The 15,353-nt window shown below is 63.0% G+C and carries 13 protein-coding genes; 3 read left to right on the top strand and 10 right to left on the bottom strand.

Going from position 1 to position 15,353, the window contains the following annotated elements:
• Positions 1-17 precede the first annotated feature (17 nt).
• From GC106_RS41135 to GC106_RS41150, 4 genes are all read right to left on the bottom strand, one after another.
• A complete protein-coding gene (locus GC106_RS41135) occupies positions 18-1,205 on the bottom strand; it encodes a lanthionine synthetase C family protein (protein ID WP_312873284.1) in 1,188 nt (395 codons plus the stop codon).
• On the bottom strand, positions 1,202-4,270 hold the full coding sequence (locus tag GC106_RS41140) for a lantibiotic dehydratase (RefSeq protein WP_173141601.1): 3,069 nt from the start codon (positions 4,268-4,270) through the stop codon (positions 1,202-1,204). Before GC106_RS41140 ends, GC106_RS41135 begins: the two co-directional genes overlap by 4 nt.
• A 72-nt stretch (positions 4,271-4,342) precedes the next feature.
• Positions 4,343-4,501, bottom strand: a complete 159-nt coding sequence (locus tag GC106_RS49825) for an FxLD family lanthipeptide (RefSeq protein WP_173141602.1) — start codon at positions 4,499-4,501, stop codon at positions 4,343-4,345.
• A 67-nt stretch (positions 4,502-4,568) separates the two neighbouring features.
• Positions 4,569-5,282, bottom strand: coding sequence for a hypothetical protein (locus GC106_RS41150; RefSeq protein WP_173141603.1), 714 nt, complete (start codon positions 5,280-5,282; stop codon positions 4,569-4,571).
• Positions 5,283-5,467: 185 nt separating this feature from the next.
• Between GC106_RS41150 and GC106_RS41155 the strand changes: the two genes are divergently transcribed.
• Together GC106_RS41155 and GC106_RS41160 are read left to right on the top strand one after the other, a co-directional pair.
• Positions 5,468-6,331, top strand: a complete 864-nt coding sequence (locus tag GC106_RS41155) for a helix-turn-helix domain-containing protein (RefSeq protein WP_173141604.1) — start codon at positions 5,468-5,470, stop codon at positions 6,329-6,331.
• 5 nt (positions 6,332-6,336) lie between these two features.
• Positions 6,337-6,561 (top strand): DUF397 domain-containing protein, encoded by a 225-nt coding sequence (locus GC106_RS41160; RefSeq protein ID WP_173141605.1) that lies wholly within the window; start codon positions 6,337-6,339, stop codon positions 6,559-6,561.
• Positions 6,562-6,627: 66 nt separating this feature from the next.
• On the opposite strand, the gene GC106_RS41165 is transcribed toward GC106_RS41160, so the two are convergent.
• The 6 genes from GC106_RS41165 to GC106_RS41190 all read right to left on the bottom strand — a co-directional run bounded on the left by GC106_RS41165 (position 6,628) and on the right by GC106_RS41190 (position 14,498).
• On the bottom strand, positions 6,628-8,454 hold the full coding sequence (locus GC106_RS41165; RefSeq protein ID WP_173141606.1) for a vWA domain-containing protein: 1,827 nt from the start codon (positions 8,452-8,454) through the stop codon (positions 6,628-6,630).
• A 190-nt stretch (positions 8,455-8,644) separates the two neighbouring features.
• Positions 8,645-9,532, bottom strand: coding sequence for a hypothetical protein (locus GC106_RS41170; RefSeq protein WP_173141607.1), 888 nt, complete (start codon positions 9,530-9,532; stop codon positions 8,645-8,647).
• Between the two features lie 50 nt (positions 9,533-9,582).
• The gene (locus GC106_RS41175) at positions 9,583-10,209 is read right to left on the bottom strand and encodes a helix-turn-helix domain-containing protein (RefSeq protein ID WP_173141608.1); all 627 of its coding nucleotides are present in this window, start codon (positions 10,207-10,209) and stop codon (positions 9,583-9,585) included.
• Positions 10,209-10,505 carry a hypothetical protein gene (locus GC106_RS41180; protein WP_173141609.1) on the bottom strand — a complete coding sequence of 99 codons (297 nt, stop codon included), beginning with the start codon at positions 10,503-10,505 and terminating at the stop codon, positions 10,209-10,211. The genes GC106_RS41175 and GC106_RS41180 overlap by 1 nt, the downstream gene beginning before the upstream one ends.
• Before the next feature lie 646 nt (positions 10,506-11,151).
• Positions 11,152-12,426 carry a tyrosine-type recombinase/integrase gene (locus GC106_RS41185; RefSeq protein ID WP_246367984.1) on the bottom strand — a complete coding sequence of 425 codons (1,275 nt, stop codon included), beginning with the start codon at positions 12,424-12,426 and terminating at the stop codon, positions 11,152-11,154.
• A gap of 1,313 nt (positions 12,427-13,739) precedes the next feature.
• Positions 13,740-14,498 carry a hypothetical protein gene (locus GC106_RS41190; RefSeq protein ID WP_173141610.1) on the bottom strand — a complete coding sequence of 253 codons (759 nt, stop codon included), beginning with the start codon at positions 14,496-14,498 and terminating at the stop codon, positions 13,740-13,742.
• A gap of 568 nt (positions 14,499-15,066) precedes the next feature.
• Between GC106_RS41190 and GC106_RS41195 the strand changes: the two genes are divergently transcribed.
• The coding region (locus tag GC106_RS41195; RefSeq protein WP_173141623.1) for a helix-turn-helix domain-containing protein at positions 15,067-15,353 on the top strand (287 nt) is incomplete at its 3' end.

A 15,353-nucleotide genomic window follows, 5' to 3' on the forward strand; every position in this document is an offset into this window, starting at 1 on the left:
CCGACAGTGGTCGGGTTTCAATAGCCGAGAAGCAGGCAGGCATCCCATCGGGTGACGGGTGTGACGTCGTTGTCGACGGCCTGTCGGACCAGGCACAATCCAGCTCTGCCTTCCAAAAGCCCGGGGTCAGCTGGTTGTCCGTGCTCGTCAACGTGCCGGCTCAGCCGTGCGCGGAGGATCGGCAGTCGACTGGCTAACTCGCCGTCGGCGGCATCGGCCGCGGTGCGCCAGCTGGCTTGCAGCAGTCCAGCCCAACCGTGACATACTGAGGCGTCGCGCAGTTGAGCAAGCTGCTTGTCGTCGTTCAGGCATCCGGCAAGGGCCTGCTCGGCACGCCGTTGGCGCAACGGGTCGGCGAGCGCGAGTGCTGCGAGTTGTTGAGCTCGCACAAGACCTGGAGTGCCGTAACACCACGACGGCCGTTGCGGTCCTGATTGTCGAACAGTTCGGTCATGCCACTCTGTGCGGGAGAGCAGGCCGGGCCACCAAGCTGTGCGGTCAGTGCCGCAGCGCCAGCGCTCCAGCCAGGAGCAGATCTGGTCCATCGCGTCGGTTTGGCCCGCTACAGCGATGCCCCGTCGTGCAGCAGTGGCCATCAGCGTGAGCGGGCCGGCGATGCCATGTGCCAGCCCGAGGTTCGCGTAGCCGCCTGGCCACGACTCCGCAGCGTGTCCACCGGGCGTGTCACAGCACCACCATCCCGGCAGCACGTCACCGTCGATGTTGACGGGCTCGGTGAGGCGCACAAGGTAGGCGAGGACGTCGTTCAACAGGTCGGTGCGCTCGTGGCGGTGCAGTAGCACCACGCCGATGCCGGTAAGCCCACTGATCAAGTCGAACTCTCGCCGCGTCGGGAGTTGCCCGTGGTCGATACGTTCATGTGCTTTGTGCAGGCGGTGTCGTGTGATCGCGGCGATGTGCTCGTCGAGAGTGCACAACGCGGTGGCGTAGGCCGACTGTCCGGCCGCGTGCAGCGTGAACGCGACAGCTGGTGCTCCTCGGTAGAGACCGGACGAGCTAGGGGTGGCGCTGACCGGCTCGCGAGTCATGGCGCGAATCCACTGGTGGGCGGTCTCCCAGCTGCCGGTCCCGGCGTGGGCGTTCTCCACGTGCAGCAGGGCGATGCCCGCAGCTCCGGCTGCCAATGATTGACCCCAGCCAGGCGCGGGATCACGTGGTGGCACAACGTCTTCGGACTGTGTCACCGGCTGACTCCGACGCGTCTGGCGTGCCAGGCCAACGCGGCTTGCCGCGCCAAGCGGCGGCAGAGCGTCTCGTTGTCGCGGTCGATCCCGGCTGCGCGGTTGTGGTGCATGTGCAGGAGCGATTCCAGCACTGCGTCGGCATCGTCAGGTAGGCGCGTGCGGTAGACAGCCAGGGCGTCTGCGCGAGCCTTCCACGCCAAGGCAATCTCCTCGGTCCAGCCGGACAGAGGACGAAGTTCGTTGGCCAATGCCAGGCGGGTCACCTGACGAGACAGCGTCTGGTCGACCGCGGTTCCGGTTGGTGCGGGACGGGCGCGCAGCCAGTCCATTGCGGCGTCGCGGCCGCCGAGGAAGCCTTCTACTGTGGCCACCATGCCCAGCGCCGCCAACGAGACGGAATCGATGGCCTTCGGGGACAGGAGCCGAAGCTGCGCTGCCACTGCTGCAGAGTCGGCGACGAAGACGGCTTCGGCCGCATCTAATGCTGCACCGTGTCCGTACCTGCCGACCTCGGGCAGGTAGGTATCGATCACCAATCGTGCAATGGTGCCCTTGTGGCGCATCTGTTGAGCCCAGTTTCCCACTACTGCGAGGCAATGCGAGTAGCTGTCCTGGTTTGATGCGTGGAGGCGCAGCCGGATGTGGTCGGTCTCTTGTGGACTGCGGTACCGCACAAACCACCATGGTGTCTGAGAATCAAGATCTGCCAGCAACCTAGGCATCCAGTCGGAGATGATCTCGTTGACTCGTTCTGGGTGGGTGTACACCTTGGCGTATAGCCAAGTGGTCTCGGCCGACCCTGGCAGCTGGCCGTGCCCGCTGTTAGTGATCACCGGCCGAGCGACGATCGGTGGGGAAGGCGCGGGCGGCCGTGTGGAAACCAACGGGAGCGCGATCTCGTGGACGTGACCGCCAGCCCATCCAAAGTCGGCTATCTCGGGCACCTCGACGAGTACAGCGTGACCGTGCCGGTTGATGTGAGCGTGCAGGATTGCGGCGTGTGCGGGCACGTCCGTGGTTAGCCGCAGTGACCGATCAGCGTCGCGCACTTCGACTGTAGCCGGACAGCGCCATCGGCTTTGCCATTGTCGAAGTGCGTTGATCCACTGCGGATGGTTCGGCGGTACGTCGGCGGGCAGGTCGACGGCATCAAGTCGCCATCGGGCTGGGCTGAGAATGGCTCGGCGGAAGCGAATCCGCGGTAGAAACGGCATGTGTTGAGCCGCCGGTCCCCAGTCGAACTCGTGCCACGTAGCGCTCAGGGCACGGGGCAGATGGGCCAGGAATCGAGCCAACGGTGGCGGCTGCTTCTCCAGTGCCAGCGCGTGGAACACCTGCGGCTCAATCACCTGTTGGCGCGAAAGGCTGACTAAGCGCAGTCCGGTTCGAGTCGCGGTGATTGCGAGATCGTCCAGTTGGATAACGGCTTGTTCGTCTTGGTGCCTGCGGTGTTCCCCGAGGGCGAGTACGTGCGGGAGGTACGCCGGGACGCGACAGATGTTCTCGCCGTTCGGGTAGACCGGAGGGAACGACAGCTGCACTGGCAGCGCGCCGGCGACGGCGGTCGGTGCGGCTGCGTACACCTGCTCCAGGCCGCAGCCACGGACGACGGTGGTGAAGCGCGACGTGAAGGTTCCGGCTGACCGAGCAGGCGCAACGGTGATCGTGTACTCACCGCGCTTGATCGCCTCGGCGCTGGGGGCGTGGATGCGGGCGGCCAGTTCGACGTGGGGTGGAATGCGCCGCTCTGCGTCCGGATCGCCGACGGTCAGCGCTTGGATCGTTTCTTCGGTGAAGATGATCTCCCTGCTGTTATTGGCGATTGCGTTCGCGCCTAAGGCAAGAAGTCTCTCGTCGCGGTCGGACAGGGTGGCGGTCGGCTCCGGCAGGACGCTTCCCGGATAGGTGGCTGGAAGGCCGAGGCCGGTATCAGGATCAACAACGTCAGCCAGCGGTACTAACGTTCCAGTGCCGTATCGGTCGCAGAAAGCGGTGTAGAACTCGCGCCAGAGGGCGTGTCCGGTCGGCTGCCGCGTCAGTCGCACGAGTGCGGTGGCTGCCCACTCCATCTCGCGGGCAACAGTTTCCGGTAGCTGAACGTCGGCATGGAGGCACAGATCCACGCCCAAAGGTGTTCGGCCGGCCGTCGAGATCACCCGCATCTGCCGGATCACACGCGCGCGCAAATGACCTTGCTCGTCTTGATCGGGGCGCCGATCGTTGTGGCGCTGCAGATCCGCTTGGACAGCTTCCAATGCCTCAAGAATCGGTGCGGCTGCAGGCACTGTGTGCGCGTCAACCTCTTGCAGGCGATCAACCAGATGCTTGAGCGGATCGGTGATCGTGACTGGTACGTGCAGGAAAGTGATAAGGAAACTTTGCTGGACAAGGGATTCAAGCATTGCACGGATCGTGCTGATGTCGACGGAAGGGAAGGACTCGGCGACTTTGTAGATCAGGTCCGTAAACCGGACAGGCGATGCTGATGCCGACCATGCTGCGCGTACCGCGCTGGTGTACCGAGCAGTCACCCGGTTCGGACCGTGTGGCGCTTCGAGCCGATTGCCTCGGACGGTAGCGAGGTTTGTGAATACCACATCCAGCCGCTCCAGTAGTTCAGGGCAAGCCTCCAGCTGATCGATGACGTCGGCGAGCCACTGGGTATCCGCGCGAGCAAATGCTCGGTGCTCCGTACCCCAATCCAGAGCTGTGCCAGTGCCAACCGTGACTGAGGCGACGCCAGCAAACAGGCCGAACGGAGTGTGACGTCCTGCGGCGCGAAGCAAGTACCTGATCGTGGCCAGCGTTGTGCGTCGGACTTGCTTGACGGCAACGGTGTCGTTCATGGTTTCGATCTGCATGGCCAGTCCAGGACTGGCGTGGCGGATCGCGTCGGTGAGCTCTGGGGTCGACCGCACTTCGTTCAGCCAGGCGCGACACGCGTCTGTGTCAGACGGATCGGGCCATCGTTCGGGGAGTTGATTTAGTGGAGTCGCTGCGGCACGGAGTAAACCGACGCCGCAGTGCTGGTACAGCGGCGGCGTTCTGCTCGAAGGACTGCGCATCCTGCCTCCAGCTATTCGAACTGCGGAAATGGTTGGGCTGGGCAGACCCCAGCCCAACCAGAAGCGGTCAACTCAAGCGTTGCTGGTGCAGGACGACGCACACGTGGGATCGCACCCGTCGTCAGTGGCGCATGGTGCGGCTACCCCTGGGTCGACATCGGTGATGACGCGAAGGTCGAGATCGAACTCCGCGGCAACGTCCACGGTAGGTGCAGTGGTGGTTGCTGGCATGACGTTTCCTCCTAGATGATCAGATGGCGCTGGATTGCCTGACTCGCAACGGAAACAGCGGCATTCACTAGCCGTACCACTGCGTGCCTGAAACGTCTCCTCCTTTCTGAGAGCGCGAACTTTCGCCGCGGGCGTCGAGGCCCGCAGGACTTGTGACAACCGGGGTGAACCAGTCGTTGTCCGGAGGCGCGCTGGAAGACGACGGCTGCGTCGGAACCGGATATTGATCATCAGCTCCGCATTGCTTCTGGGTGATGTCAGCCCAAACTGCGCGAGCGATCGGTGTATCGGGGCCAGGATCGCCGTCGATCTCAGGCCAGCAGGGCTCAGTGTGTCGTGGGCCGAGTTCGGCCAACGCCGATGTGCCTTGGTCAATCTCAGCCGTCGGCCCATCTGGAGCTGGGATGAGAGCGAGACAGGAGTAACACGGCATCCCGTTGGCCAAGCCAGGCAAGATCTCCAAGAGGTCGCCGCGAATCGATGCGCCGCACAACGCTGTGAGCACAGTGGCTTCGGTGACGGCGAAGCCCGGCGTCAGCAGGAACAGATGAGCCACCCTCTGGGACTCCGCCAGTCCGTTCAGGCGCCGGTACCGCCCACAGAACTCTGCCGGAGCCGGGGCATCCGGCGAGAGCATCCAGGAGAAGTTGCTGCCCGGGAACCGATGACGCAACTCGTTCGCCGCGTTGTGGGCGTGCTGAGCGCTCGGGGCGCCAAACCGCTCGTCGTTAGCGGAGACGACGAACAGGTCGTGCTGCGTGATGAGCTGGTCCTCGGCCATCACGACTCCCTGGATGTGTGGGTGGGTCCTCCCTGGCAAGGCCTCAACTATCGGTAGCGTCACGCTAGACGGTGAGCAGAATCATATTGAGCACGCTACAACTGAGCGCGCTCAAAATGTAAGTGCTCCGATCGGATGAAGATCGGAGCACCACTGACCGATGCTTGAGACGAGAGGAGGTCGCAGTGGTGGCGTCGCAGAGCCCGACTGCGCTCAAGTGGTGGTTCGCCGTCGAGATGCGACGGATGCGCGATCGCAAGGGCCTCAGCCGCGAGGACGCCGCACGCGCGATCAAGGGCAGTACGCAGGGCATCGGGCACATCGAGTCGGGTCGCTCGTTGCCGAAACCGCTGGAGCTGGACAAGCTGCTGGAGCTGTACGGCCAGACCGAGCGGGCCGAGTTCTTCCACGACTTGCGCGACATGGCGAAGAAGGGCAAGGACTGGTGGATCAGCTTCGGCCCGTCGGTCCGCAGCTACTTCAATCTGTTCCTCGGTTTGGAGTCTTCGTCACCGCAGATTGAGGGCTGGGACGCGCTGGTGCCGCCAGGGTTGTTTCAGACCGCGGACTATGCCGAGGGCGTGATCCGAGCTGGTTACGTCGATCTTCCTGGTACGGACATCCGGCCGTTGGTCGAGTTGCGCATGGCTCGTCAACACGAGGTTCTGGAGCGCGACCAGCCGGCGAGGGTCTGGAGAGTGATTGATGAGGCCGCTCTGCGGCGCATCGTCGGCAGTCGTGAGGTGACGAAGGCTCAGCTCGAGCACCTGGCAGCGCTCGCCGAGCGGCCGAACGTTGATGTGCAGATCGTTCCGCTGGACGCGGGCGCGCACACTGGTACCGAGGGCACCTTCACGCTGCTGTCTGCACCGCCGGAGCTGGAGAATTATCCCGGTTGCGTCTACGTGGAGACTCTCGTCAAGGGCTACTACTACGAGGAGTTGGAGGAGATCACCAGGTACCGCAACGCCCTGACCCGCTTGCGCGTGCAGGCCATTAAGCCCGAAGACTCCCCGGCGTTCATCCGTCAGATAGCAAAGGATCTGTGATCACCATGAGGTACGAGGACGCCATCACCGCCCTCGCCGCCGCGACCAACTGGCACAAAGCCACCTTCAGTCAGGGCGGGGAAAACGGATGCGTTGAGGTTGGTTCCGTGCCGGGCATCGTCGGTGTGCGCGACACCAAGCTCGGCGCCGCCAGTCCAATTCTTGCGTTTACGCCGGAGAAATGGGAAATATTCGCCGCTGGCCTCAGGAGTGATGACGTTCGTCTCTAGCTTTCGGCTTTTATTTTAGTTATTTCGGACGTTATGTAGGGTTCGGAGGTTGTATTTTACAGGTCGTTAGGTTAGGTAATCGACGAGACCTGGGGCAATCTGGTGGAATTTCCGGTGAGTGAGGTGGACATAGACGGACTGGTTGGCGTTCTCGAAAGCTCGGATTGCCGCCATGTCGTCCTCGCCAAGGCGCCCATCGGTCACGAGATGTAGGTCCAATTGCTGGCGGATCGGTGCTATTGCGTCGAGAGCGGAAATCCAGGCCGCTATGGCTGTGCGGAGGTACGCGCTACCTCGGGTGGGCTCTAGTTTGACACCTGAATCGGCGACGGCTTCTGGTGACAGCTCATCAAGAGGGTGCAGCTTCCGACTTTTTGAACCGAATGTTGTTATGTAGAGTCGGTCACTGCATGTAATCCGGTCAGCCCATTCTGGTCTCTTGCTGGCTCGTACGAACCCCGTCATTGTCGTCAGTTCTTCGGACGCGGGGGTAGTGTGCATGCTTCCGCTGACATCTACTGAGACGATCGCGATGCGTTCACCGACCGATTCAATCCACATGTTGCGAAGCCATTTAAAGGTCGCATTCTCTGCGGGTGTCCCAGGCTTAAGCCCGTCAGCTAGGGCGACCTTGGTGGTGGCAATTTTCCGTGAGTGGAGTGTGTTGTGTTTAGTTACCGGGAAGTAAGATGCGCCGAGAATTCGTGCGGGCTCCCACTCCTGTAGTGCGAGAATGTCACTCTTCATGTCTTGTAGCTTATATTTGAAGCGTGCTTTTGCTTCGACCGTGAGCAATACCGGCTCGTTCTCGCTGCCTGGCTTAGTCGCGCAAATCGAATGGTCGGCCACGGTGACGAGTAGCTCCGGACGATCGCTCGCCCCTGTTACCAGGGACGCAGGTGGGACGGCCTCATGTTGGTAGTAACAACGCAACTCGCGACCGTTGACAAGCTGTGCTACCGCGACGGGTTCGGGGTTCTTGGAACCGGCCTTCAAATCCCACTCTGCTCCATTTAGTTTCGGCAACCAATGCTTGGATCCGTAGCTTCGGAGCACCAGTTGAAGGACCCACACTTCGAACAGCTGCCACCTCGCCTTCCAATAGGGCAAGTCAAAGAAACGACGGATCTCATTGGTCGAGATCGCCTGGAAGCAGGCGGCTAGATCTGGCAAACCTTGATCAAGGTATCTGGCCATACTAGGAACGGTGTATGAGCATCTGTCTCTCTCGATCGTTTCTCGCTGCAGCACTTCGTCGACCCACCTCGGAAAGCCGTCCAAGAACCGCGCGAGTTGGTCGTCCGAGAACCTGGATTCAACTGGTGAATCTGGCGTAGATGGCTGCGCTGTCGATGCAGTGCGCAGCAAGTGTTCGAGTCTGTGGAACGCCGATGCGACATCGGGTCGACACGCTCTACACCGAATTTTCGCCACGGTCGCCTGATCGCCGGGGCGCAAGCACATCGGCGGCCAATGCATGTCGTGAAAGCCGAAAATCGGGCTGTTTTGTGGTAGCCGCGTCGGGTCGAACTGTGTTTGGACCACAGTCTCCACGACCGTCTGTTCGTACGCTTTGTAGCGGGCCGGATCCAGTCTGATCGTGTTCATCTCATCGTCAGTGAGGCGCACGGCAAGGTTGCCGGTTGCCTTCACACCTTCCAGCTCGCCCAGCCAGGTGTAGAGGTCCGAGACCATCGCGGCCACTGGAAGAGCGATAGCCGTAAGTTCAGCAAGGACTTCACCGGGCGGCAAATCTTCTAGTGCTGCTACCAGGTCTTCGTCGTCGGCGAGCTCGAATCGGGCACGGAGTTCTGCCGCCAGATCTGCCTCAGCTGAACCCTCGCCAAGATGAAGAATGTTAAGGATGTCCTGCACAGACGCCGGCTCTGCCATACGCTGATTCTCCCTCAACAGCCACCTAGCTTTCGCAGGTATGGGGATGAGGCGCGTCTGCAGCTGATGCAGAGGTCGTTCCCGATGTTGTCGAGCGATCCACTTCGGTACCGCCCTGGTACTTGGCCTGCGCGGCATCGCAGAAGGTCCGCAATCCGGACCCACCTTCCACCACACGCCGACACGCTAATCACGCCGCATCCTTCGTACGCAGTGCGTCACGGACTTCGCGAGCGGTATCGGTGCCGCACGCCAAGGCTTCGCGCAGTCGGGTCGCGGACGGGTTGGCGGGCAGTTGCTCAGTGGCGATCAACTGTTGCGCCCGCTCTACCAGTAGGGCGGTACGGGCGTTGGTGGTGCGGTCGGGCGGGATGCCCTCCTCGGCGGCGTTTTGGCTGTACTCATGGGAAGTAGTGCCTACCGGTAGGGAGCCAAGTTGGAGGCTGGCGAAGGCGCTCCAGATGATCGGCAACACGGTGACAGCACCGATCGCGACGAGTGGGCCGATGGCGTGGGCGAGCAGTTGCATGGGATCGAACCTGTCGACCTGCCATGGCGTGTACGGCCAGATGTTGAGCGTGAGCGTCACGGCCAGGGCACCGAACTCGACCGCAGTCAGATGCCGGTGCGTCAACACCAGACCGTGTGTCGCGAGATAGGCCTTGGCTGTCACTACTGCCAGCAGCACAGCGGAGATGACTGGTTCAACGGCCCACGCGCCCCACCATGCCGCGTTGCGTTCGGTCATGGTGCGGGTGAGCGTGTAGTGCACGCCGGTGGTCGACCAACCGAGCGCGCCTATGAGAGCAGCCAGCGTGACGGCGGTCAGCACGAGCCGTACGCGGGCGGCCTGCCACGCCCGCGCTGCCGGATTCTGGGCGAGCGCATGCAACTGGACAGCTTCGGCAGCTCGTTTCCGTGAGCGCCGGACCCGCTTGGTGTCGACCAGAAGCGGCGCAGGATCTCCTTGAAGTGCAAGCAAAGCGTGCGCCTCGTCAACCTCAGCACGGAGTTCTTGAACTCGCTTGCTGTCGCCGGATGCGGCGTGGCAGGCCACGTATTTCTCCACTTGTGCCACGGCGCGCTCCACATCGTCATCGCTAGGTTCTGGTGTCGGAGTAGTGACGGTCATCGTGTGCCCCCAAGCCGTTGCGGAGCGCAGCGAGGGCATGGGGTTGAACGAGTGCGGTCGCGGTCGATCCAGATGACACGAGCAGAGATCGGGTCGCCAGGGCGGGCGTCACAGTCTCCGCACTCCGATGACGCCGTCGAGCGCCCACCGAGCGCGCTCGACGCGGGATGGTTTCCTGGACGGTTAAAGGACGGTTCGTGCGGCATGCTGACGCCCCCACCCGTCGCTGCTGACGCCCCGAGATGCTTCTGTTGACGCCCCCTGCTGGTCAGCGGGGCGTCATGTCGACGCTCCCCGTCTGAGCCTGTGGACAACCCGGCGGACAGCACCAGGTTGTAGACCTGCGGCCGCGAATTGGCTTCCGCGATGTTGGCGTCGCGCACGCGGGTGTTGCCTGGACGGATCAAGCCCAACTCCTCCAGTGAGCGGAGCGAGCGTTGGACGGTTCGTCGGGACAGTCGGGTGTAGCGCATCATCCGGTCGACTGACGGGTATGCGTCCCGGCCGTCCGGGCCGGCGTGGTTGGCGAGCGCCAACAGAGTGATCGCCAGCGTCGAGGCGTCCTTGCGGTCGGTGGGGATGGGGGCGTGGTTGAGCGCCCAGTTGATCGCCTCGATGCTCATCAGACACCGTCCACGGCGCGGGCGCGGTAGAAGAGGCTGGCGACGGTGCCAACTGTCGAGGTGTCCCAGTCGGCCAGCCATTCGATGATGCGCCGGTCGTACGCGCCCAACTCGACGCCGTCCAACGCCTCAAGGAGTGCGGCGACACGGTCAGCGCGACGACGGGCGCGCCACTCGTCGCCTGTGAGCTCCTCGTTGAAGGGCTCGGGACTGTCCATATTGAACGGTGGACGGATGCGGCGAGGCGCCTGCTGGAGTGGCGCCATGAACGCTGCGCTTGGCGTGGTGTTGTTCATTGGAAGGACCTCTGAGGCTCGGGTCCCGTCTCACACGCGTCTCACAGACTTGTTGGACGGGGCCGGATTGGAGGCCCCTTCCCTGGACTTTCTCCGGACTCGACCAGCCGCAAAGGGACTGAAGAGGACGTCTGCGGAAACCCCTTGTCCCGCTGGGGGTCAAGGGGTCGCAGGTTCAAATCCTGTCGTCCCGACGGTCGCAACAAGCCCGCTGGCTTTGGGTAAACACCCAGGTCAGCGGGCTTTTCGTGCGCTGTTGTCGATCATACGATGACTGTCCCTTGTGGTCTGAATGAAGATCAACAAGGGTGTTTGGGAGAAAATTGGGAGACGATCTTGTTCGGTTTTGGCTGAACGGGGTTATGGGGTCGCGGTACGGGGCTGGTTCGGCGTGGGCGTTCGCGACGGCGGGCAATGGCCGTCAACCGTGGTCAGCGCTGAGCCGATGGGGTCGGTTGCCCGCGGTTGGTGTCGTTCTGACCCGTCTGGTGTCCGCTGACGGCCGGTGATGGTCGCTAGGGTGTGTGGGGTGCCGGTGGGGTGGGTTGGTGGCGCTGACGCGATCCGGAAGACGGCGTGTGTGGTCCGAAATGCAGATTCGCCACCTCCGGCGCAGGTGGCGAATGCTGTAAGGGCTCGGTCGGGGTCATGCCGTGGCGCGCAGATCTGGCATGTCGGCGGTGGGCAGAGCGAGAAATGTGGTGGTGTCGTTGGTCTGGTGGTGGGTCGTGGTGAGGCTGGTTAGTGCGGTGGTCCAGCGGTGTTGCAGGGCGGTGATGAGGCGGGTTTCGATTTCGGGGGCGACGTGGGAGTAGATGTGCTGGATTTTGTCGGGGATGCGGTGGCCGAGTCGTCGGGCTTGGGCGACTTCGGGGATGCCGTCGGCGATCATCCAGGTTTTGTGGCTGTGGCGGAATCCGTGGAACACCAGGCCGGGCACGACCGGCTGGACGCGGATCTGAGCGCGGGGACGGTGGTGGTTGCCGTCGGCGGCGGGCCGCATGGCCCGGCGGGCGAAGTTGGACCGCCGCAGTAGTTCATGTTCGGCGGTCACGAACACGTGCGGGTGGTCGTGGCTGTCGAGGTGGCTGCGGAGCAGGTCTATCAGGAATGATGGCAGGGTGATGGTGCGGGCTGATTCGGCGGTTTTAGGTGGTCCGAGTTGCAGCCGGCCGTTTACCTCGTGCAGGGCGCCGATCTCGGGGTCGACGACGATGGTGCCGTCGTCGAGGTGGGTGTTGATGCGTTGCAGGCCGGTGAGCTCACCCCAGCGGGCGCCGGTCCACGCGGCGGTAATCATCAGCACCGCTGCCCAGTCGCCGACGAGGGCTGCGGCTTGGGCAGCAACGGCCAGCGTTTGTTCGGGGGTGGCCCATGCTCGTTCGGTTTGTGGTTGGTGGCGGCGTTTGCCGCGGCGGCGGGGGCGGATGGGGTTGGCGGGCAGGAGTCGTTCGTCGGCGGCGTCGGCCAGCATCATCGACATGATTTTGGTGATCGTGGTGACGGTGGAGACGGCGTAGCCGTCGGCGCGCAGTTTCTTGGCCCAGGTGTGCACCGCGAGGCTGGAGATGGCGTCCAAGGGGGTGGTGCCCCAGCGGGGCAGGATGTGGTTGCGGGCCAGGCTGCGGTATTGGGCGGCGGTGGTGTCGGCGACGTCGAGGGCGTCGAACCAGGTGACCGACCACTCGGCCAGGGACAGTTTGCCGGCGTCGGGGTCGATGAAGGTGCCGCGGCGCTGGTCGGCCTCGATGTTCTGGGCTGCGGCTTCGGCTGCGGTTTTGGAGGTGAAGCCGGTGATGGTGCCGAATCCGCCGCCTTCTTTCGGGTAGCGTACCCGCCAGGAGTTTTCCCGCGTTTCTCTACGAAGGCCATCGTCGAATTCCTTTCGTGCCGCTTGTGTGGTGCGTGGATTGACGGACATATGGACGCTCGGTGTCCGTCAATAGTCAAGCGGACAGTGCGAAGACTTTGCAGATCAAGTGAGTCGCTGCGGAATGCTTTTTCGTTGTGATTATTCGGCGGTGTTAAAGGCGGCGTCGCGGCTGATGGGGTGCTGTTGCGCTGGCCTCGGAAATCGCGGTGATATCGGCGTGGGAGAAGCACAAGTGCTTACCGAGATAGCGGCACGGGACTGCGCGTGCTGCAGCTTTGCGTCGGAGCCAGGACGGGCGGACCTGCAGCAGTGCGGCGGCCTGCTCGGCGGTGTACAGCATCGGTTCAGTGCGATCGGTCTCTGCGGCGGTGGGCTTCGGCTCAGGCTGACGTTTCTCAGTGTCGGTTGTCGGGGCAATGGGACGTGGTCGAGACAGACCTCGGCGCGAACGAGAAGGGCGTAGCGAGGTCATGCCGCTGTCCTTCCGGCGAGAACGGGCGTGCTCCACTCTCGATTGCAGGTGAGCCTCGAGAGACGAACGACCGTCTCATGCGCTGCACTACCGAGCAGGATGTGCCGAGAAGGTGAAGTTGGGCATCGAAAGCTCGCGCCGATCTTGCTGTCCTCCGGTGACCGTTCCAGCATGCCGTCATGCGGTTGCCGAGGAGAGGGTTGCGACGAGCTCGCCGGCACTCCTTCAACGCGACGAAGCCTCAGAGGGACTGGCCAGTATGTGGGGTCACACCCTGACGACGCTGTGGCCAGCCGCGGCTCTGCCGCAGGGGCGGGGTGGCTTCGACGCCCGGCCGAGGGCAGGTAACGGTAAACGGAACGCGGATGGTTCATGGATGCCTCCAGCAATGCTGCATCAGTGGGCGGTGACATCCCTGAACTCCGGAAAACAGGCCGCTAGGGGACAGGCGGCCGACAACTTTCCGGCACATACGTCTGGAGATGTGTCGAAGGTGCTGTGATCTGCGCACTGCATGCCGCGAGGCCAGCAGGCAGCGGAGCAGGGGGTGTCGCAGGTTCGAACCCCGGGCGGGAGTACCAAAGGATGGGAACAGGGCTGAACAGCAGGTTTATGGCGGCATCCTGGTGGTCGAAGGCCGCTTTGCACTCCAACATTCCGAGTGAGTAACCAGCGGTGGGCGGAGCGTGACCAAGCCGCCCACCGCTAGTCTGCTGTTCGGCTCCTATGCACTTGCCGGGACCGGATCGCAACAGCAGCAGCTTCGGCTGCAGCGGTTATTGCACCTGCTGAATGTTTGTGAACATTCGACGGTGAGTGCGTAGGTGGTGCCGCAGGTTTGCGACGAGTTGGATCAGCTGCTTTGCCCGTGAGATCTGCGGCCATTCATTCAGAACTGGAGTGGTTGGCTGGCAATCGGAGGCCACCAGATCGTAGGCCGCCGCACCGGCCAGAGCGGCTGGGTCATCGTCCGGAACACCTTGTCCGGCTGCTCTTTCATCTTGATCTCGTCCGTCACGGAGCCCATCACACAGAACACGACGTTGATCAGCCGGATTGTTGTGCGGTACCAAGGCACGTCGATGCTTGTCTCCTCGTCGGCGGTGACGGTGTCGACGCCACTATCGAACTGATAGGCGGCGAGGTGCTCACCCTTCAACGGATCTGAGGGCACTGTCATCATCCCGATCCGGACCCATGTTTGGCGGGGCGGTTGGTCGGTTTCGTAGAACTCACGGCGGTGTTCTTCGGGGAAGGCGTCCACCTGGTTCTTGTCAGAGTATGCGCACACGACCGCGGTCTTGTAAGCCCATCGCGCCAGGGTGATCTGGGCGTCCTCTTCGATCGGGATAAGTCTGCCATGAGCCCTAAACAGATGGACCAGCAGCGGTTTCGCGTCCTGCTCCAGCCGACTCATCCACCCGTTGTTGCAATTCGCGCAGACGATCTTGAGCTTGTGGCTAAACGGCCCAGCATTCTGCACGATCGGCGGGTCGCCGATCTCGCGGAGTCCGGCACCGCTGTAGCCAAGCTTGCGCAACCAGTCGCCGAAGGTGTGCTCGTCGGTCAACCGACCCTGCGCGCCGCAGAACACACAGGCCTTCTTCGGTGTAGCAGCACGGCGTTGCGCTCGTGTGTGGTCGTTCACAGTTGGTCAACGGTAGTCGAGCCGATGACCCGATGCTTTGAAGTTGCCCTGGTTCCCGGACACGGGGTGTTTACGCAACATTGGTGATGGGCGTTTCGGTGGGGGTCCGGTAGCCGACTGTCGAATGTAGATGGTCGTGGTTGTACTGCGTAAATGGCATGGCTGCCGAGAGCTCGCGACCTAGGCTCCGATCATGAACCCGTACCGAGCGGCCGCGAACTCCCCTCGCGTGACCCGCCGCTAGCGCGTGTTTCATAAGCGGGGCAGCCATTCGTTGATCGAGGCGATGACCAGTACCGCTTCGAAGCGCACGGCGAGTTTGTCGTAGCGGGTGGCCACCGCCCGGTTGCATTTGAGCCGGTTGATGCAGGACCTCGTCTATTTGATCAACGACACGCCGACACCAATCTCACTCCGCATCACACCAGCTCCCAGCTTTGAAACACGCGCTAGCTGTTGCGGGTCATGAGGTTGTTGACGCCGGGCAGGGCCTGAGGATGGGGACGGGTCTTTCGGCGGCAGGATGAGAAGTACCACCAACTCGTCCGCCGAGCAGAAAGACCCGTCCATGCTCCACCGTAACGCCCCGCTGTCGGTAGAAGGCCGCCGCCGTCTGGTCGAGCGCTGCCAGACCCGTCCGATCGCGCATGTCGCCGCGGAAATGGGGATTTCCCGGCAATGTGCCTCGACATGGGTCAACCGCTACCGCCAGTTCGGCGAGGCTGGTTTGCTGGACCGGCCCAGCGTCCCGCACCACCAGCCCACCGCCACCCCGCCCGAGGTGGTAGCCCGCATCGAACAGCTCCGCCGGCACCACAAACACTCAGCTCGCCGGATCGCCCTGGAACTAGCAGG

Origin of the sequence: Kibdelosporangium persicum (assembly GCF_013280595.1) — a bacterium.
Taxonomy (GTDB): domain Bacteria; phylum Actinomycetota; class Actinomycetes; order Mycobacteriales; family Pseudonocardiaceae; genus Kibdelosporangium; species Kibdelosporangium persicum.

Bases quoted from the DNA above. Each gene is read 5' to 3' on its own strand.
- GC106_RS41185 (WP_246367984.1), bottom strand. From the start codon at position 12,426: ATGTCCGTCAATCCACGCACCACACAAGCGGCACGAAAGGAATTCGAC.
- GC106_RS41165 (WP_173141606.1), bottom strand. From the start codon at position 8,454: ATGGCAGAGCCGGCGTCTGTGCAGGACATCCTTAACATTCTTCATCTT.
- GC106_RS41140 (WP_173141601.1), bottom strand. From the start codon at position 4,270: ATGCGCAGTCCTTCGAGCAGAACGCCGCCGCTGTACCAGCACTGCGGC.
- GC106_RS49825 (WP_173141602.1), bottom strand. From the start codon at position 4,501: ATGCCAGCAACCACCACTGCACCTACCGTGGACGTTGCCGCGGAGTTC.
- GC106_RS41150 (WP_173141603.1), bottom strand. From the start codon at position 5,282: ATGGCCGAGGACCAGCTCATCACGCAGCACGACCTGTTCGTCGTCTCC.
- GC106_RS41175 (WP_173141608.1), bottom strand. From the start codon at position 10,209: ATGAGCATCGAGGCGATCAACTGGGCGCTCAACCACGCCCCCATCCCC.
- GC106_RS41180 (WP_173141609.1), bottom strand. From the start codon at position 10,505: ATGAACAACACCACGCCAAGCGCAGCGTTCATGGCGCCACTCCAGCAG.
- GC106_RS41160 (WP_173141605.1), top strand. From the start codon at position 6,337: ATGAGGTACGAGGACGCCATCACCGCCCTCGCCGCCGCGACCAACTGG.